The 18,710-nt window shown below is 70.8% G+C and carries 14 protein-coding genes and 1 riboswitch; of the genes, 5 read left to right on the plus strand and 9 right to left on the minus strand.

Annotation, left to right across the window (positions count from 1 at the left end; translation table 11 throughout):
* The first annotated feature begins 96 nt into the window (after positions 1 to 96).
* A complete protein-coding gene (locus ACFW6B_RS07400) occupies positions 97 to 681 on the plus strand; it encodes a flavodoxin family protein (protein WP_386592976.1) in 585 nt (194 codons plus the stop codon).
* A 26-nt stretch (positions 682 to 707) separates the two neighbouring features.
* Here ACFW6B_RS07400 and ACFW6B_RS07405 read toward each other — a convergent pair whose 3' ends face one another.
* The 4 genes from ACFW6B_RS07405 to ACFW6B_RS07420 form a co-directional block, all read right to left on the minus strand.
* Positions 708 to 1,679: an ABC transporter permease gene (locus ACFW6B_RS07405; protein ID WP_386592977.1), complete on the minus strand. Its 972-nt coding sequence runs from the start codon at positions 1,677 to 1,679 to the stop codon at positions 708 to 710.
* Entirely contained in the window at positions 1,666 to 2,616 is a 951-nt protein-coding gene (locus tag ACFW6B_RS07410; RefSeq protein WP_386592978.1) for an ABC transporter ATP-binding protein, read from the minus strand. Before ACFW6B_RS07410 ends, ACFW6B_RS07405 begins: the two co-directional genes overlap by 14 nt.
* 32 nt (positions 2,617 to 2,648) lie before the next feature.
* Positions 2,649 to 3,896: a DUF2092 domain-containing protein gene (locus ACFW6B_RS07415; RefSeq protein ID WP_386592980.1), complete on the minus strand. Its 1,248-nt coding sequence runs from the start codon at positions 3,894 to 3,896 to the stop codon at positions 2,649 to 2,651.
* Between the two features lie 268 nt (positions 3,897 to 4,164).
* A complete protein-coding gene (locus ACFW6B_RS07420; RefSeq protein WP_386592982.1) occupies positions 4,165 to 5,181 on the minus strand; it encodes a CHRD domain-containing protein in 1,017 nt (338 codons plus the stop codon).
* A gap of 240 nt (positions 5,182 to 5,421) precedes the next feature.
* On the opposite strand from ACFW6B_RS07420, the gene ACFW6B_RS07425 reads away from it, so the two are divergent.
* Positions 5,422 to 5,988 carry a hypothetical protein gene (locus tag ACFW6B_RS07425; RefSeq protein ID WP_386592983.1) on the plus strand — a complete coding sequence of 189 codons (567 nt, stop codon included), beginning with the start codon at positions 5,422 to 5,424 and terminating at the stop codon, positions 5,986 to 5,988.
* 158 nt (positions 5,989 to 6,146) lie between these two features.
* On the opposite strand, the gene ACFW6B_RS07430 is transcribed toward ACFW6B_RS07425, so the two are convergent.
* The gene (locus ACFW6B_RS07430; protein ID WP_386592985.1) at positions 6,147 to 7,157 is read right to left on the minus strand and encodes a polyprenyl synthetase family protein; all 1,011 of its coding nucleotides are present in this window, start codon (positions 7,155 to 7,157) and stop codon (positions 6,147 to 6,149) included.
* 1,257 nt (positions 7,158 to 8,414) lie between these two features.
* Positions 8,415 to 8,576, plus strand: a riboswitch (cyclic di-AMP (ydaO/yuaA leader).
* Between the two features lie 3 nt (positions 8,577 to 8,579).
* Between ACFW6B_RS07430 and ACFW6B_RS07435 the strand changes: the two genes are divergently transcribed.
* Positions 8,580 to 9,350, plus strand: a complete 771-nt coding sequence (locus ACFW6B_RS07435) for a transglycosylase SLT domain-containing protein (protein ID WP_386592987.1) — start codon at positions 8,580 to 8,582, stop codon at positions 9,348 to 9,350.
* Between the two features lie 131 nt (positions 9,351 to 9,481).
* On the opposite strand, the gene ACFW6B_RS07440 is transcribed toward ACFW6B_RS07435, so the two are convergent.
* The gene (locus tag ACFW6B_RS07440) at positions 9,482 to 10,291 is read right to left on the minus strand and encodes an HAD family hydrolase (RefSeq protein WP_386592989.1); all 810 of its coding nucleotides are present in this window, start codon (positions 10,289 to 10,291) and stop codon (positions 9,482 to 9,484) included.
* 736 nt (positions 10,292 to 11,027) lie between these two features.
* Here ACFW6B_RS07440 and fahA point away from each other — a divergent pair.
* Positions 11,028 to 12,257, plus strand: coding sequence for a fumarylacetoacetase (fahA, locus tag ACFW6B_RS07445; RefSeq protein WP_386592991.1), 1,230 nt, complete (start codon positions 11,028 to 11,030; stop codon positions 12,255 to 12,257).
* 230 nt (positions 12,258 to 12,487) lie between these two features.
* Here the strand turns inward: fahA and recQ are convergent, their stop codons facing one another.
* Complete coding sequence (gene recQ, locus ACFW6B_RS07450; protein ID WP_386592994.1) at positions 12,488 to 14,497, minus strand: DNA helicase RecQ; 2,010 nt, start codon at positions 14,495 to 14,497, stop codon at positions 12,488 to 12,490.
* A 289-nt stretch (positions 14,498 to 14,786) separates the two neighbouring features.
* Between recQ and ACFW6B_RS07455 the strand changes: the two genes are divergently transcribed.
* Positions 14,787 to 15,422 carry a hypothetical protein gene (locus ACFW6B_RS07455; protein ID WP_386592996.1) on the plus strand — a complete coding sequence of 212 codons (636 nt, stop codon included), beginning with the start codon at positions 14,787 to 14,789 and terminating at the stop codon, positions 15,420 to 15,422.
* A 61-nt stretch (positions 15,423 to 15,483) separates the two neighbouring features.
* Here the strand turns inward: ACFW6B_RS07455 and nuoN are convergent, their stop codons facing one another.
* Together nuoN and ACFW6B_RS07465 are read right to left on the minus strand one after the other, a co-directional pair.
* Complete coding sequence (gene nuoN, locus ACFW6B_RS07460; RefSeq protein ID WP_386592998.1) at positions 15,484 to 17,142, minus strand: NADH-quinone oxidoreductase subunit NuoN; 1,659 nt, start codon at positions 17,140 to 17,142, stop codon at positions 15,484 to 15,486.
* Positions 17,139 to 18,710 carry an NADH-quinone oxidoreductase subunit M gene (locus ACFW6B_RS07465; protein WP_386593000.1) on the minus strand — a complete coding sequence of 524 codons (1,572 nt, stop codon included), beginning with the start codon at positions 18,708 to 18,710 and terminating at the stop codon, positions 17,139 to 17,141. The genes nuoN and ACFW6B_RS07465 overlap by 4 nt, the downstream gene beginning before the upstream one ends.

Here is an 18,710-nt window from a genome sequence, read left to right on the forward strand (position 1 = left end):
CAGGGCTGATCCAGGAAGGTCCGGCCTGGACAGGTAAATGCGTGTGCATATATTGTTCACGCAAGTGATAGGCGCTGAAGCATCTCAGGGGGAACCATGACCCGCCGATTCCTGTTCGTGCTCGGCAGCAGCCGCCCGGACGGCAACACCGAGACCCTGGCCCGCAGGGCCGCCGAACAACTGCCCCCCGGCACGGAACAACGCTGGCTGTCCCTCGCCGAGCACCCGCTCCCCGACTTCGTGGACCTGCGCCGGGACGGCGACCACGTACGCCCTCCCGCCTCCGGCGCCCAGGGCCTCCTGCTCGACGCCACCCTCGCGGCCACCGACATCGTGATCGCCTCCCCGCTGTACTGGTACTCGGTGTCCGGGCTGACCAAGCGCTACCTGGACCACTGGTCGGGCTGGCTGCGCACGCCCGGCGTCGACTTCAAGGCCACCCTCGCCGGACGCACCCTGTGGGGCGTCACCGCGCTCGCGCACGAGGAGCCGGAGGTCGCCGACCCGCTGATCGGCACGCTGAACCACACGGCGGCGTACATGGGGATGCGCTTCGGCGGGGTCCTGCTCGGCAACGGCAGCCGGCCCGGCGACGTACTGAACGACACCGGGGCGCTGACGCGCGCGAAGACCTTCTTCGCCCAGGAAGCGCCGCTCGCGCGCTTCTCGTACGAGCGGTGAGACGCCCGGCGTAATGGCGCTCCCGCTCAGGCGGTGATGTCCTTCGTCGTGAACCGTGCCCACGCGGCCGACCCGAACACGGCCACGTACAGGCTCTGGAGGCCGAGGTCGCGGACCAGGTCGTCCCAGTAGACGGGGTCGCGCATGAGGTCGGCGAAGGACAGCCAGTAGTGGGAGAAGAAGTACGGCTGGAGTGCGTGCAGCTGGGGGATCTGGTCGAGGATCTGGACGGTGATCAGGAGCCCGACCGTCGTCGCCATGGCCGCGATGCCGCTGTTGGTGAGGGTGGAGACGAACAGACCTAGCGCGGCGACACCGGTCAGTGACGCGGCGACGACGAGGGCGATGAGCAGGGCCCGGCCGAGCCCCTCGGCGAAACCGATGCGGGTCCCGGAGATCGTGGTCAGCTCGCCCAGCGGGAACAGCAGGGCGCCCACCGCGAACGCCGAGACCGCCACCACCAGGGTCGCCACCAGGCAGAACGTCATCGTCGTCGCGTACTTCGTGAGCAGCAGCCGGGTACGTCCGGCGGGCGCGACGAGGAGGTAACGCAGGGTGCCGGCATTGGCCTCGCCCGCGATCGCGTCGCCCGCGATGACGCCGATCGCCATCGGCAGGAAGAACGGGAGGGTCGCGGCCAGGCCGGTGAACACCAGGAACAGGCCGTTGTTGGTGATCTGCGCGATGAACGCGGGGCCCTCGCCGCCACCGCCCGCGGTCGAGCCGCCCCTCGTCTCGATCCTGACGGCGACGCCGATGAGGACCGGCACGGCCGCGAGCACGCCGAGCAGCGCGATGGTGCGCCAGCGGCGGAAGGTGGTGACGAGTTCGTCGCGGAAGAGTCCGAGTGTCCACAGGAGGTTGGGGGCTCGGACGGTCCGCGGTCGTGCTCCCGTCGTCGTGCGGGCCGCTCCGTCGTCTCCCGGCCTCGCCGCCGGGGCCGCGCCCGGCTCCGTCGTCCCTGCGTCCTGCCTCGGCGTGCTTTCAGCCCGCGACATCGAAGCCCTCCCCCGTCAGCGCCACGAACGCGTCCTCCAGCGAGGCCCGTTGGACTCCGAAGCCGCGGACGCGGACGCCCGCCGCGACCAACGCGGCGTTCAGTTCGGCGAGTTCGCGATCCGGTTGTTCCGCGGTCACTCCCGTCCCGGTCACGACGAGATCCGTGACGCCCTGCTCCTTGAGGATCCGTACCGCGTCCCCGGTGTCCGGGGTGGTCACCACCAGCCGGCCCCGCGCGCCGGCCGCGAGGGCGGCCACCGGGCCCTGGACGACGAGCCGCCCCTGGGTCATCACGGCCGCGTGGGTGCAGACCTGCTCGATCTCGTCGAGGAGGTGCGAGGAGAGGAAGACGGTCGTGCCGTCGGAGGCCAGCTCCCGCACCAGGGTGCGGATCTCCCGCATCCCCTGCGGGTCGAGGCCGTTGGTCGGCTCGTCCAGGACGAGCAGTCGGCGGGGCTGGAGCAGCGCGGCCGCGAGTCCGAGCCGCTGCTTCATGCCCAGGGAGTACGCCTTCGCCTTCTTTCCCGCCGCGGTGGTCAGTCCGACCCGGTCCAGCGCGGTCCCGACACGGGCCCTGCGGGTCCGGGGGTCGGCGGTCGGGTCGGCGGCGTCGTACCGGAGGAGGTTGTCCCGTCCGGAGAGGAAGCCGTACAGGGCGGGGCCCTCGATCAGCGCGCCGACGTGCGGGAGCACGGCGCGCGCCGACCGGGGCATGGGCCTCCCCAGCACGCTCGCCGTGCCCGAGGTCGGCTCGATCAGGCCCATCAGCATACGGATGGTGGTGGTCTTGCCCGAGCCGTTCGGTCCGAGGAAGCCGAAGACGCTGCCCGCCGGGACGGTGAGGTCCAGGCCGTCGACGGCGAGCTGTCCGCCGCGGTACCGCTTGCTCAGCGCGCGGGTGGCGATCACCGCGTCGGCGGCGGACAGCTCCTCCATGGACTCCCTCGGTTCGTTTCGCCCGGCTGCTTCTACCGGGCCGCGTCGGCCGCCTCGACCAGCGCGGCCTTGGTGACGGCACCGGCGTACACCTTGCCGTCGTCGGTGATCAGCGCGTTGACCAGGCGGGTCGAGAAGACCGTGCCCGAGCCGAACTTGCCCTTGACCTGGTCGCCGAGGGAGTTCAGGAACCCGTCGACGTCGCTGTTGCCGGTCGAACCGGAGGCGCCGGACGGCAGTCCCTCGCCACCGCCGTCCAGGACGACGATCGTGTTCCAGCCCTCGCCGATGGTCTTCGGGGCGCCGGGGCCGTCGGCCGGTCCCTCGTGCTCCTTCGGCAGCGCCTTCCCGAAGTCCTTCGGCGCGTCGCCCTTCGTGCCCTCGAGGTCGTCGCCCTCGGTGACCTTCGCGCCCTTCGGCGGGGTGAAGTCGAACACCGACGCGGCCGGCCGGGAGAAGTCGACCTGGGTGAAGCCCGCGTCCACGACGGCCGCGCCGCCGCTCGCCGGGGTCAGCGTGAACTTCAGCGGCAGTCCGGTCCTCGCGTCCACCGCGATGCTGATCGCGCCGACCGTGGTGCCGGACTGCCGGGGCTTCACGACCAGCCTGTAGGCGTCGCGGCCCGCGACGTGCGCGGTGCCGTCGACGGTCACGGAGGTCGTGTCGTCCACGGACTTGAGGACCTCGTCGGCGAAGTCCTTCGGGGTGGCCGGGACCTCGCGCGGTGCCTTGCTCCGGCCGCCGTCGGCGTGCCCGGACTCGTCGGACGTCGTGTGGAAGACCTCGTTCGACTTGCTGTCGTACCCCCACACGTCCTTGCCGTCGTGGATGACGCTGTATTCGGCGGCGTCGTCCAGCAGGGAGACCTTGCCCCTGTCCGGGCCGTCGGCCGCGACGCGCAGCGTGTGCGTGCCCGAGGCCAGTTCGAGGAGCTTGGACTGCGGGTCGGCGGAGGAACCGTCGCGCCCCTCGACCGCGCCGGACAGCAGGCCGCTCTCCAGACCGCCCAGGTCGGGCAGTCCCAGATCGGTGCTGATCTTCACGGTGCCGGACAGCTGCTGGACGTCGGACTCGGCGATCTTCTCGATGAGCTGCTGCGCGGTGACCTTCGGCAGGTCGGGGTCCCCGGAGTCGGCGAGCGCCGGGACGAGTCCGATCGTCGCCGCCGCCACCCCCATCACCGCGACCGGAACGACGTACCGCGCGGCCTTGCGTCGCCCGGCGAGCCTGTCGTCGTCCTCCGCGGCCCTCGTGCTGTCGTCGGATTCGTACGGTGCCATGTGTGCCTTACCTCCGTCGTCGGCGGCGGCCCTGCCCTCGTTCCGTGTTCCACTCCCAAGCCGCCATTCTCACCCGGACCGGTGAGGAGTGGTGTTCTCCATCTGACCAAATGCGCCGGACGAACGCGTCAACCCCCGGGCTCAACTCCTCGTAGTCCTGCGGTATGACGTGGCGGGGCGGTGCCTCCCCCGACCCGTAGGGGTCACGTGCGGAGAGACACCGCCTGGTCACGCCCTCGGCCGGTCCTCTCCGGACCGGCCGCCCGTCTCAGCGCTGCACGAACACGTAGTCCGCCCGGTAGGGGACGCCCACGACCGCGCCCGGCGTGCACGGGCCCGCCGGGGCGACACCGCCCACGGTGTTCAGGCGCAGGATCTCCTGCGTGCCGGCCAGCAGGCCGTGGTCCTCGCCGGACCGTGTGGCCCGGAGGTCGAGCTCGGGGATGTTGGCCGCGCCGTTCGGGGTCTTCGCGATCAGCGTGCCGGTGACGGCGCTGCCGTCGGGCGCGATCCACTGCGGGGTAACGGAGTTGGGCTTCACGAACGAGTGGGCGATGTGGCCGCCGAGCCGTGCGGCGACATCGCGCTGGGCGAAGGCGTGGCCGCCGTCGGCCGGCTTGCACTCGTAGATCTGCTCGCCCTCGACCACGGACGCCTGGAAGTTGCGGAGGACGTCGCGGAAGTCGAAGGTGCCGGTCACCTTGTGCAGCTGTCCGCGGACGGCCCCGCCCGGGAACTTCGTGGTGTGCAGGTCGGCGTGGAACGACCCGGGGTCGGCCTTCAGCGTGTCGAGCAGGGCCGCGTCCTCGACCTTGACGGTCCCGACGGCGCTGTGGCCCCCGGTCCGGCGGAGCAGCCCGGTGAAGTCGATCTCGATGTCGCCGTCGGCGCCCTTCGCGCCCTGGTGGACGTGGAGCAGGGTGGGCCTGCCGGTACCGCGCCAGGTCACGGCGACGGACACCTCGTCGCCCTCGACCTTGATGAACTCCAGCGCGGCGCCGTCCTCGTCACCGGCGGCGGGGCCGCCCTCGGCGGATGCCGCGCCGTCGCCGCGCAGGCTCGCGGCGAGGACGGTGCCGCCGCTGCCGCCCATCACCGCGTGGCTCGTCACGACCGTCCGGCCGTGACGCCCGGAAGCGTGCGTGGCACCGCTCCCGGTGCGAGAGCCGTGGTCGGCGGCGGCCGCCGGGACGACGACGGCCGCGACTCCGGCCGCTGCGGCCACCGCGACGCCGGTCAGGATCAGGTTCTTGCGACGCGCCGCGGACATGGCGTTCGGTCCCATGGTTCCGGTTCCTCCCCATAACCAGGCCGACGCCCCCTGCGTCAGCTTCCGCGCACGATTACGGGCCCGGTCCGGCACGGGACTCACCCACCTCCTGTGGCGCCGGTCACACCACTCTGCATCGCTCAGAAGCAGTCAAATGTGGCGACCTTTCGAGCAAAAATCGGTTCGAATCCGTACGTACGGGTGGCAGCGACCGGAGTGCCCGGCACTCCGGGATCACAGGATCGAGGGATCGCCATGGTTGCCATCAGACACGTCACGGGATACGCCGCCACGGGCGCCGCCGTCCTGGCGCTCGCGCTCGCCGGATGCGGAGGGGGAGGCGGCAGCAGTGGCGGCGGCGACAACGGGAGCGGCACCGAGCGGAGCGGCAGCCCCGCGCGGAGCGGCACCACGGGGTCGGCGACGTCGACGCTGACCACCGCCGAGATCGCGAAACTGGGCACGGTCGTGACCGACGGCAAGGGGTACGTCCTGTACCGCTTCGACACGGACTCGGCGAACCCGACCAGGGTGAGCTGCTACGACACCTGCGCCACGCTCTGGCCCGCGGCCACGACCACGGACCGGGGCTCGGTGACCACGAAGGGGATCGACAAGAGCCTGGTCTCCACGGTGAAGCGCAACGACGGCACCACCCAGATCACCCTCGCCGGCTGGCCCCTGTACCGGTACGCCAAGGACGACGAACCGAAGGAGCCCTACGGCCAGGGAGTGGACGGAACGTGGTGGGCCGTCACACCCGGCGGAGCGAAGATCACCACACCGGTCGCGACGAGCCAGGGAGGCGGCGGAGGCTACTGACGGCCACCCGGCACGGGCGGGGTCACCCTGGCCGACACGGGCCGGTCGACACGGCCGGCCCGGACCGGGCATCCGCCGTCCGCGCCCCGGTCGGCTCGTGAACGGTGATCCACGCGTCGGCTTCCCGGCCGACCCGCCGGCCGGACCGACAGGCCGGCTCAGCCGGCCCGGTGCACCACCGCGTCCACCAGCTCGACCAGCGCGGCCTTCGCGTCGCACTCGCGCAGCGGGGCCAGCGCGGCGCGCGCCTCCTCCGCGTAGCGCACGGTGTCCCGGCGCGCCTGCTCCAGCGCGGGGTGCTCCCGCAGCCGGGCCAGCGCCTCCGCGTGCCGGGCGTCGTCCGTCAGGTCGGAGGCGAGCAGCTCGCACAGGGCGATGTCCTCGGCGAGCCCCAGCCGCTCGGCGCGCTCGCGCAGCCGCAGCACCGGCAGCGTGGCGATGCCCTCGCGCAGGTCCGTACCCGGCGTCTTGCCGGACTCGTGCGAGTCGGACGCGATGTCGAGGACGTCGTCCGCGAGCTGGAAGGCGACGCCCAGCCGCTCGCCGTACTGCGTGAGCACATCCACGACCGTCTCGTCGGCACCCGACATCATCGCGCCGAACCGGCACGCGACCGCGACCAGCGATCCGGTCTTGCCACCGAGCACGTCGAGGTAGTGGTCGACCGGGTCCCGGCCGTCGCGCGGCCCCGCGGTCTCCAGGATCTGCCCGGTCACCAGCCTCTCGAACGCCTCGGCCTGGATCCGGACGGCCTCGGGCCCGAGGTCGGCCAGGATGTAGGAGGCGCGGGCGAAGAGGAAGTCTCCGGTGAGGACGGCCAGCGAGTTGCCCCAGCGGGCGTTGGCGCTGGCCACCCCGCGCCGGACCTCGGCCTCGTCCATCACGTCGTCGTGGTACAGCGTGGCGAGATGGGTCAGCTCGACGACCACGGCCGAGGGCACGACACCCGGCGCGTAGGGGTCGCCGAACTGTGCGGCGAGCATCACGAGCAGCGGCCTGAACCGCTTCCCGCCGGCCCGCACGAGGTGCTGGGCGGCTTCCGTGATGAACGGGACCTCGCTCTTGGTGGCTTCGAGCAAACCCTCCTCGACAGCCGCCAATCCGGCCTGGACATCGGCTTCGAGAGCCTGGTCCCGCACGCTCAGCCCGAACGGCCCGACGACGGTCACGAGAGGTTCTCCTGTCTGCTGACGATCACATGCGAACTCGGTCGATCATTCGGTCGATGACACGGTTTGTCGATGTGTCGCTGCCATCACTCAAGTCAGCGTATCCGGTCAGGTTTCGATCACCGCGAGCGCCCACCGTCCCCCGGCCCACTTCGCTCCGCCAGGAGGTATGCGGGAGTACACCCGGAAGGCACACGGGAAGCACCTGCGTGCCCCAACGACGGATACCCCGGCTCACGGGCTCCACCCGATCACCGGCGATATGTTCATGATCAGACGATATGAACCGGCTTGCGACCGCATGCGGTGAGCGCCCCGCGCATGCATACGCCCCCCCTTACGGGATCACTCACGAGGGCGTCTCCGTCCCCCTCCCGGGCGACACCCGGTCCCCCTCCCGGGCGGCACCCGTCCGCACGCCCGGCGCCACGGCGCGGCGCCGCGTCCGGTACGGGACCCGCCGGGCCGGCGAAAGGAAAACGCCCGGTCGGTCTGCTTCGGCTTCGGCTTCGGCTTCAAGGCGACGGAGGAGGGACCCGGAGCCTGGAGGAGACCTGGAGCCCGGAGGCGAACCCGGGGCTCGACGGAGCCCGCGCGCACCCCGCAGGCCCCGGGCGCGCGGAGGGGACCCGGAAGACGTACACGATCGACGCGCGGGACTTCGTCACGAGCGGCGCACTCGCCCGCGGGAGCGGCGGCGGGGCTACCCGCGGGGTCGCCGGCGAGGGCTGCGACGAAGCCGTTCTCCGCCAAGCCCGAAAGAAGAGCCTTCCTCCCAAAGGTCACTGACCGAACGTCACACCGAAACCCGTTACCGCGAGGCGCACTTCGCCGCACGGCCGCCGCCCGGGTCCGGCCCGCTTCCGGCTGGCGGGCTCCGCCCCCACAGGCCCGTGCCCCCATGTGTCCCGCACCACAATTCCCGCTCCACCGGGGGCTGCTCGGCATCTTTCGAGGAGCCCGACACGTCCGCCGACACGGCCGCAATGCCCGAATTACCCCTCATGCGACCTTGATGCTCTTTGGTCTCGTGAATTGGGTCACCGGGCGACCGGGGCGCCACCGCGCGGCTCCCTCGACCCACCCCTTCCACGGAAGGCGAGTTGAGGATTCAATTCCGACACAATCGGACTTTTTGCCCGTGCATCAACTAGGCCAAAGCGATCTTCGCGGTCAAATCTCGTCTTGTTTCGGACATGTGCTCTCACATACGTTCTGGTCGACCCCGGGCGGACCGCCGAATCCTGCCGCCGCCCGGCAACCCATCGACCCACGCACGGCAGGAGCGGGGGAACCACAGGTAAGCCGCCGATCCGGACACACCGGACCGGCTCGGGGTGAAGCCGTGCCCACAAGCGCGGCCGGGCATCTCCCGCCCGAACCCGACAGCTCACCTCGCAGGCGCCGGAGAGGAAATTCGCCATGCCCGTACGAGGCAAGCACCGCCGCACGAAGACCAACGTCATCACCCGGGGCATGATCGTCGCCGGAACGGGCGGTATCGCCCTCGCCCTCCCGCTCGTGAGCGCGACCGGCGCCAACGCCGCCACCCCGGCGCAGGCCCCCCAGGCGGCGAAGGCCGCCCCCACCGCGGTGGTCCCCAACGTGCAGCTCGTCACCTACAAGGTGGTCAAGGGCGACACCCTCTCCAAGGTCGCGCAGAAGTACCCCAAGAGCGGCGGCTGGAAGAAGCTGTACGCGGCGAACCGCGCCGTCATCGGCGACAACCCCTCCGTGCTCCGTCCGGGCCTGAAGCTGACCGTGGGCACGAAGACGCTGAAGTCGACGACCGTCAGCACCACGGCGAAAGCGACCCCCGCCGTCGCCAAGTCCAAGGCGACCACCGCCACCCAGGCCTCCGCCAAGTCGTACGCCGACAACCTCGACGGCTGGATCAAGGAATCCCTGGACGTCATGGCCAAGGCCGGCATCCCGGGCAGCTACAACGGCATCCACCGCAACGTGATGCGCGAGTCCTCCGGCAACCCCAACGCCATCAACAACTGGGACTCCAACGCCGCCGCGGGCATCCCCTCCAAGGGCCTGCTCCAGGTGATCGACCCCACCTTCCGGGCCTACCACGTCCCCGGCACGTCGACGAACATCTACGACCCGGTCGCGAACATCACCGCGGCCTGCAACTACGCGGCCGACAAGTACGGCTCCATCGACAACGTCAACGGCGCCTACTGACCGCACCGCCGCACCCCGTCTTCACCGCACCCGCCGACGACGCCTTCCAGGCCCGTCGGCGGGTGTGTCGGTGGTGCATACGGGTGTGGCGGTGATGCGGTACGGACGCGGCGGCGGGTACGGCAGCGTCGCTAGAAGCCGAAGAGGCGCTCCAGGACGACCGCGATCCCGTCGTCCTCATTCGACAGGGTGACCTCGTCGGCCACCGCCTTCAGTTCCGGATGGGCGTTGGCCATCGCCACACCCCGGGCCGCCCAGTCGAACATCGGGATGTCGTTGGGCATGTCCCCGAAAGCGATCGTCGCGCACGGGGTGAGCCCGAGATGCGCCGCGGCGAGAGCGAGCCCCGTCGCCTTGGTCACCCCGCATGGCTGGAGTTCGACTGTGCCGGGCCCGGACATGGTGACCGTCGCCAGCGAACCGACCACCCCCCGCGCCGCCGACGCCAACTCGTCGTCCGACAACGACGGGTGACGGAGCAACACCTTGCTGATCGGCTCCGCCCAGAGGTCGTCCCGGCGCGGCACCCGCACCGCCGGCAGAGTCGGATGCGGCATGACGTACCCCGGCTCGATGAGCGTCAGCCCGTCCACACCGTCCTGGTCGACCGCCGCGTACAGCAGCCCGACCTCCGCCTCGATCTTGCCGAGCGCCGTCTCCGCCAGTTCCCTGTCCAGGGTCACCGACCACAGCATGCGGTCCGCGCCGGCGTCGTAGAGCTGCGCCCCCTGTCCGCACACCGCCAGTCCCTCGCCGCCGAGTTCGTCGAGAAGCGGTCGCACGCGCGGTGCGGGCCGGCCCGTGACCACGAGATGCCGGGCACCCGCCCGGGTCACCTTCGCCAGCGCGGCGCGTGACCGGTCGGAGAGTGTGTCGTCGCCGCGCAGCAGCGTTCCGTCCAGGTCAGTGGCGATGAGTGAATATGCAGTCGGAGCGGCCATGATCCGAAGAATACGGATCGAACGACTCAACGGCCCGGCCTGAACCGGACGACGTCCGGTATCCCGTCAGCAACGCCGTTCACCGCACGGTGGTAAGCGCGTTGCGACCACTTCGGATCACCCAGGCTCCGCTTCCGCCCACACCGACTTTCCCACACACGACCGACCACAACTCCCCAACACCCCCTGGAAAACGCCGACTCGACCACCGGCCGCCCCAACGACCGCGCATTCCCTGCCCGACCCGGAACGGACATATCCAAGTCCGTTGAACGGAGCGCCCGTTGCTACGGAAAGATCTGAACTCCCTTCCGGCTCCCTCCCGCGCACGAAGGACGTCACGGAGTCCGCGCGAGGGCAGCCGCGGGCAACCGTGACGACATGGGCGCCCGCAGGCGGTCACGGACACGCGGTCCGGAACGCACGGCCCGCGACGTGCGGCCCATGGCGCGCGGCCCATGGCGCGCGGCCCGGGATGTGCAGCCCGGACGCATGCCCCGTGACGCACGCCCGGGACACAGGACCTGGACCGGAGCAGCACCACCCATCACCCGGCGGTCGGTGCGCCGCAGTCCGCCGGCCGTCCGCCCCGCGCGGGGCCAATTCGGACATTGCAAACCCTTTAGGCCCTGCCACAGCATGGGCACTCCCCCGTAACGTGTGCCCCGACCACATGAAACGCGTGGAACGCATGGATCACATGGCGAGTACGAATCCGAAAGCGAGGCACCAACCGATGCCCCCCTTCGATGTCCCCGAGGGCGATCCCTTCGGCCCGCACAACCTGCCGTACGGCGTGTTCTCCCTGACCGACCCGGCCGGCACCCCCGAGCGACGCGTCGGCGTACGGCTCGGCGACCACGTGCTCGACGCGGGCGCCGCGGCCCGCGCGCTCGGCTCCCCCTACGCCGGGCTGCTCGCACAGCCGACCCTCGACCCGCTGCTCGCCGCGGGCCGCACCGCCTGGTCCGACGTCCGGCGCGCGCTGACGGCCTGGGTGACCGTCCCGGCCCACCGGGAGACCCTCGCTCCCCATTTCCACCCGCTCTCCGGCGTGACGCTGCACCTCCCGTTCACCGTCGCCGACTACGTGGACTTCTACGCCTCCGAGAACCACGCCCGGAACGTCGGCCAGATCTTCCGCCCCGACGCCGCCGATTCGCTCACGCCGAACTGGAAGCACCTGCCGATCGGCTACCACGGCCGCTCCGGAACGGTCGTGGTGTCCGGCACTGATGTCGTCCGCCCGTCGGGCCAGCGCAAGGCCCCCACGGACGCCGCCCCGGTCTTCGGCCCCTCGATCCGCCTGGACATCGAGGCGGAGGTCGGCTTCGTGGTCGGCACTCCCTCGGAGCAGGGCCGGCCGGTGCCCCTGGGCGACTACCGCGACCACGTCTTCGGCCTCTGCCTGCTCAACGACTGGTCGGCACGGGACATCCAGGCCTGGGAGTACGTCCCGCTCGGCCCCTTCCTCGGCAAGTCCTTCGCCACCTCCGTGTCGGCGTGGATCACCCCGCTGGACGCCCTCGACGAGGCCCTGGTGGCCCCGCCCTCCCGCACGCACCCCCTCCTCCCCTATCTCGACGACGCCTCCGAGGAGCCGGGCGGCTACGACCTGCGGATCTCCGTGGCCGTCAACGGCCACGTCGTCTCCGAACCGCCCTTCTCCACCATGTACTGGACGGCCGCCCAGCAGCTGGCCCACATGACGGTCAACGGCGCCTCCCTGCGCACCGGTGACCTCTACGGCTCCGGAACCGTCAGCGGCCCCTCCGAGGGCGAGCGCGGCTCGCTGCTCGAACTCACCTGGAACGGCCGTGACGCCCTCGAACTCCCCGACGGCAAGCGCACGTTCCTCGAGGACGGCGACGAGGTCACGCTGACGGCCTGGGCGCCCGGTCCGGGCGGGACCCGGGTGGGCCTCGGCGAGGTCCGGGGCCGCATCACACCGGCCGTCTCCCGGTAGGGGTCTCCGGGAGAACCCTCCGGCGGAGGTGTCCTGGAGACCCCTTCGGGACGGGTGTCCGGGAGACGTCCGTGCCGGATCTCCGGGAGGCCTCCGGCGGGAACGGGGCCCGTGTCACGGTGGCCAGGACCCTGGCCACCGTGCCTCGCGGAACCCCGTGGGGTCGGCGGAGCCGGGCGGGGCGGCACCCTCGTCCTCCGGTCCCCTGCCGGCCTCCGGCACCGGACCCACTACATCCAGTCCTCCGGCTCCGGCTCCTGGTCCAGTTCGGGCCAGTCCAGGTCCGGGTCCGGGTTCGGACCCGCGGCGGCCGGTGCGGTCTCGGGTCTGCCGTCGGCCTGCGGAGCCGCGACCGTGCCGCCGCCCAGCGAGGCGAGCACCCCGATGACGCCCTCTCCGTACGTCGCCAGCTTCTTCTCCCCCACCCCGCTGATGCCGCCCAGGTCCTTCACGGAGGCGGGCCACACCGTGACGATGTCCCGCAGCGTGGCGTCGTGGAAGATGACGTACGCCGGGACGCCCTGCTCGCGCGCCTGCTCGCCGCGCCAGGCACGCAGCGCCTCGAAGGCGGGAACGAGCTCGGCGGGCAGTTCGGCCACCGCCTTGGCCTTGCGCTCGCCCTTGGGCGTCGACGACCGGGACGCGGCCGGCTTCGGCGCCTCCTTGCGCAGCGGCACGTCACGCTCGCGCCGCAGCACGGTCCCGCTGGCGTCGGTCAGCACCAGCGTGCCGTACTCGCCCTCGACCGCGATCAGCCCCTGGGCCAGCAACTGCCGTACGACACCGCGCCATTCGGGCTCCGCCAGATCCTCGCCGATACCGAAGACGGACAGCTGGTCGTGGTCGAACTGGATCACCTTGGCGGTCTTCCGCCCCAGCAGGATGTCGATGATCTGGCCCGCGCCGAACTTCTGTCCCCGCTCGCGCTGGAGGCGCACCACCGTGGACAGCAGCTTCTGTGCCGCGACCGTGCCGTCCCAGGTCTCCGGGGGTGTCAGACAGGTGTCGCAGTTACCGCAGGCCGGGGTGTCGGGGTCCTGGCCGAAGTAGGCCAGGAGTCCGGAGCGCCGGCACCCGGCCGTCTCGCACAGGGCGAGCATCGAGTCCAGATGGGCGGTGGCCCGGCGTCTGAACGCCTCGTCGCCCTCCGAGCCCTGGATCATCTTGCGCTGCTGGACGACGTCCTGAAGGCCGTACGCCATCCAGGCCGTGGAGGGCAGTCCGTCACGGCCGGCACGGCCCGTCTCCTGGTAGTAGCCCTCGACCGACTTCGGCAGGTCGAGGTGGGCGACGAACCGGACGTCCGGCTTGTCGATGCCCATGCCGAAGGCGATCGTGGCGACCACCACGAGGCCCTCCTCGCGCAGGAAGCGGGACTGGTGGGCGGCACGGACGCCCGAGTCAAGGCCGGCGTGGTACGGCACCGCCTCGACGCCGTTGCGGGAGAGGAACTCGGCGGTCTTCTCCACGGAGTTGCGCGACAGGCAGTACACGATGCCCGCGTCGCCCGCGTGCTCCTGGCGCAGGAAGGACAGCAGCTGCTTCTTCGGGTCGGCCTTGGGAACGATCCTGTACTGGATGTTGGGGCGGTCGAAGCTCGCCTCGAAGTGGCGGGCCCCTGGCATGCCCAGACGCTGGGTGATCTCCCTGTGCGTCGCCCGGGTGGCGGTGGCCGTCAGCGCGATGCGCGGGACGTCCGGCCAGCGTTCGCCGAGCAGCGAGAGCGCCAGGTAGTCGGGGCGGAAGTCGTGGCCCCACTGGGCCACGCAGTGCGCCTCGTCGATCGCGAAGACGGAGATCTTCCCGCGGGAGAGCAGGTCCAGCGTGTTGTCGAGACGCAGCCGCTCGGGGGCCAGGTAGAGGAGGTCGAGCTCTCCGGCCAGGAACTCCGCCTCGACCACGCGCCGTTCGTCGAAGTCCTGCGTGGAGTTCATGAACCCGGCCCGCACGCCCAGCGCCCGCAGCGCGTCCACCTGGTCCTGCATGAGCGCGATGAGCGGCGAGACCACAACGCCCGTACCCGGTCTGACCAGGGAGGGAATCTGGTAGCAGAGGGACTTTCCGCCACCGGTCGGCATCAGGACGACGGCGTCGCCGCCCGCGACGACATGCTCGATGATCGCTTCCTGCTCGCCGCGGAAGGCGTCGTACCCGAAGACCCTGTGGAGGGTGGCCAGTGCCTCGCTCCCGCCCAGCGTCTCCGTCGCGTCCGCTCCGGTCATCACACCCGTCCCACCCATCGTTCCGTCCCCCGTACGTCGCGCCTCGACCACTGCGTCCACGATAGGGGTCCGCGCCGACAGCCCGAGAGTTGTCCACAGGCTGCGAGGGACCGGCTTCCCTGCGTATCTGCGCCTGCCCCGTCTCACTCCCCTGCACGACGCGCCCCGGAGGTGTTCAACCCGTTGGCCCCGCCCGCATGGCGGCACTTCGGGCCGAGGGCCATGCTGCTCGGGCGGGAGGAGGGGGCCCGCAGCCGACGGACCCGTGCAGTCCGTACGCCTCTCTCGTGCCTCTAGGAGCCTCCGCATGCCCCAGCGTCCCCTCAGGACCGCCATCACCCTCGTGACAGCCGCCGCGTCGCTGGCCCTGTCCGCCGGCCCCGCCCCGGCCGCGGACCGCTCGGCCGACCCGAAGGTCGTGCGGGATCTGGTCAAGGCATACCTGGCCAGCGTCAAGTACCGCGACGAGAAGGCCGCCCTCACCGACGGATACGTACCCCACCAGTGCTCCTCGGACCCCGCGGGGCACGGCAGCATGGGTTACCACTACTTCAACGAGTCCCGTTACGGATCACTCGATCCGGCGAAGCCCGCCGCCCTCCTGTTCGAGGACGGCAAGGACGGAAAGCGCAGGCTCACCGGGGTCGAGTGGATCACGCTGGACTCCGACCAGGACGTGAAGACCGTCAAGGACCGGCCGTCGATGTTCGGCGGCCAGAAGTTCGACGGTCCGATGCGGGGCCATTACCCCGGCATGCCGATCCACTACGACCTGCACGTCTGGCTGTGGAAGAACAACCCCGCCGGGCTGTTCGAGCGCTGGAACCCCAGCGTGAAGTGCCCTGCCGCTCCGGCCCGTCCCGGCAAGTCGGACACGGCGCACACCGGGATGCCGGACACGGCACACCCCGGTTCAGCGGGCGCGGCCCGCACCGACCGCTGAGATACGGCTCGGGCCCCGCTCCCCCCGAAGGGAGCGGGGCCCGAGCCGCGTGAGGAACCGGTCAGCGCACGAAGACCCCGGCCTGGCTCGCCAGGTCCAGGAAGTACTGCGGCGCCACACCGAGCACCAGCGTGACCACGACACCCGCCGCGATCGCCGTCATGGTCAGCGGCGACGGCACGGCGACCGTCGGCCCCTCGGGCTTCGGCTCGCTGAAGAACATCAGCACGATCACCCGGATGTAGAAGAACGCCGCGATCGCCGACGAGATCACACCGACCACGACCAGCGCGGACGCCCCGCCCTCGGCCGCCGCCCTGAACACGGCGAACTTTCCGGCGAATCCCGAGGTGAGCGGGATACCCGCGAAGGCCAGCAGGAAGACCGCGAACACCGCGGCCACCAACGGGGACCTGCGTCCGAGACCGGCCCACTTGGACAGGTGCGTGGCCTCTCCGCCCGCGTCCCGTACGAGCGTGACGACGGCGAAGGCGCCGATCGTGACGAAGGAGTACGCGCCCAGGTAGAAGAGGACCGATGAGACACCGTCCGGCGAGGTCGCGATGACACCCGCGAGGATGAACCCGGCGTGCGCGATCGACGAGTACGCCAGGAGCCTCTTGATGTCGGTCTGGGTGATCGCGACGATCGCGCCGCCCAGCATGGTGACGATCGCGACGGCCCACATGACCGGCCGCCAGTCCCAGCGCAGACCCGGCAGGACGACGTACAGCAGGCGCAGCAGCGCGCCGAACGCCGCCACCTTCGTCGCCGCCGCCATGAAGCCGGTGACCGGGGTCGGCGCGCCCTGGTAGACGTCGGGCGTCCACATGTGGAAGGGCACCGCGCCGACCTTGAAGAGCAGGCCCATGACGACCAGGGCGGTGCCGATGAGCAGCAGCACGTCGTTGCCCATGGTGTCGGCGAGCGCCGGGTTGACCTCGGTGACCGTGCCGTCCACGACGTGCGCGATCTTCGCGTACGACATCGAGCCCGCGTAGCCGTACAGCAGGGCGATGCCGAAGAGCGTGAACGCGGAGGCGAAGGCGCCGAGCAGGAAGTACTTGACGGCCGCCTCCTGCGACATGAGCCGCTTGCGGCGGGCCACGGCGCACAGGAGGTAGAGCGGCAGGGAGAAGACCTCCAGCGCGACGAACAGCGTCAGCAGGTCGTTGGCCGAGGGGAAGACGAGCATGCCGCTGATCGCGAAGAGCAGCAGCGGGAACACCTCGGTGGTGGTGAACCCGGCCTTCACCGCGGCCTTCTCGCTGTCGCTGCCGGGCACCGACGCGGCCTGCGCGGCGAACGCGTCGACCCGGTTGCCGTGTGTCTGGGGGTCGAGGCGCCGCTCGGCGAAGGTGAAGACGCCGAGGATTCCGGCGAGCAGGATCGTGCCCTGGAGGAACAGGGCCGGTCCGTCGACCGCGATCGCGCCCATCGCCGCGATGTGCGCCTTGGTGGTGCCGTATCCGCCCGCCGCGAGCGCGACGACCGCGGAGAAGGCCGCGGCCAGTGCGACGACGGCGACGAACACCTGTGTGTAGTAACGGGACTTGCGCGGCACGAAGGCCTCGACCAGTACTCCGACGACCGCCGCGCCGATGACGATCAGAGTGGGCGACAACTGCGCGTACTCGATCTTCGGTGCGTCGATCTTGGAGATCGGTTCGGCTGCGGTTGCCGCCGTTGTCCACAGGCTGTGGACGGCTGATGCGCTCACTTGGCCGCCTCCACCTCGGGCCGGGGGTCTGTCTTGTGTACGTCTGACATGGTCTGCTCGACCGCCGGGTTGACGATGTCGGTGACCGGCTTCGGGTAGACGCCCAGGAAGATCAGCAGAGCGATCAGCGGGGCGACGACCAGGAGCTCACGCACCCTGAGGTCCGGCATCTCGGCGACCTCGGCCTTGACCGGGCCCGTCATCGTCCGCTGGTAGAGGACGAGGGTGTAGAGCGCGGCGAGGACGATGCCGAAGGTGGCGATGATTCCGGCCACCGGGTAGCGCGCGAACGTGCCCACCAGGACCAGGAACTCGCTCACGAAGGGGGCGAGCCCCGGGAGTGACAGCGTCGCGAGGCCACCGATCAGGAAGGTGCCCGCGAGCACCGGAGCGACTTTCTGCACCCCTCCGTAGTCGGCGATGAGACGCGAGCCGCGCCGCGAGATCAGGAAGCCGGCCACCAGCATCAGGGCAGCGGTCGAGATCCCGTGGTTGACCATGTAGAGCGTCGCGCCCGACTGGCCCTGGCTGGTCATCGCGAAGATGCCCAGGATGATGAACCCGAAGTGCGAGATCGACGCGTAGGCGACCAGCCGCTTGATGTCCCGCTGCCCGACGGCGAGCAGGGCCCCGTAGACGATGCTGATCAGTGCCAGTACGAGGATCGCGGGCGTCGCCCACTCGCTCGCCTCCGGGAAGAGCTGGAGGCAGAAGCGGAGCATCGCGAAGGTGCCGACCTTGTCGACGACCGCCGTGATCAGCACGGCGACCGGCGCGGTGGCCTCGCCCATGGCGTTGGGCAGCCAGGTGTGCAGCGGCCACAGGGGCGCCTTCACCGCGAAGGCGAAGAAGAAGCCGAGGAACAGCCACCGCTCGGTGCTGGTCGCCATGTGCAGGGACCCGTCGGCCCGCGCGTGGACGATCTCCTGGAGCGAGAAGCTTCCGGCCACCACGTAGAGGCCGATCACGGCGGCCAGCATGATCAGGCCGCCGACCAGGTTGTAGAGGAGGAACTTCACCGCGGCGTACGAGCGCTGCGTCGCCGCCGCCTCGTCGCCGTGCTCGTGGGCACGGTCCCCGAAGCCGCCGATGAGGAAGTACATCGGGATCAGCATGGCTTCGAAGAAGACGTAGAACAGGAAGACGTCGGTGGCCTCGAAGGAGATGATCACCATCGCCTCGACGGCCAGGATCAGGGCGAAGAAGCCCTGGGTCGGACGCCAGCGCCTGCTTCCGGTCTCCATCGGGTCGGCGTCGTGCCAGCCCGCCAGGATCACGAACGGGATCAGCAGCGCGGTGAGCGCGACGAGCGCCACCCCGATGCCGTCCACGCCCAGCTGGTAGCGCACCCCGAAGTCAGGGATCCAGGCGTGGGATTCGGTGAGCTGGTAGCGGGCGCCGCCGGGGTCGAAACGCACCAGGGTGACCACGGCGAGCGCCAGCGTGCCGAGGGAGACGAGCAGCGCCAGCCATTTCGCGGCGACGCGCCGCGCGGCCGGCACGGCGGCCGTGGCGATCGCCCCGAGGGCCGGGAGCACCGCCGTCGCTGTCAGCAGAGGAAAGGACAT

The sequence above is a fragment of the Streptomyces sp. NPDC058751 genome (assembly GCF_042746485.1).
GTDB lineage: Bacteria > Actinomycetota > Actinomycetes > Streptomycetales > Streptomycetaceae > Streptomyces.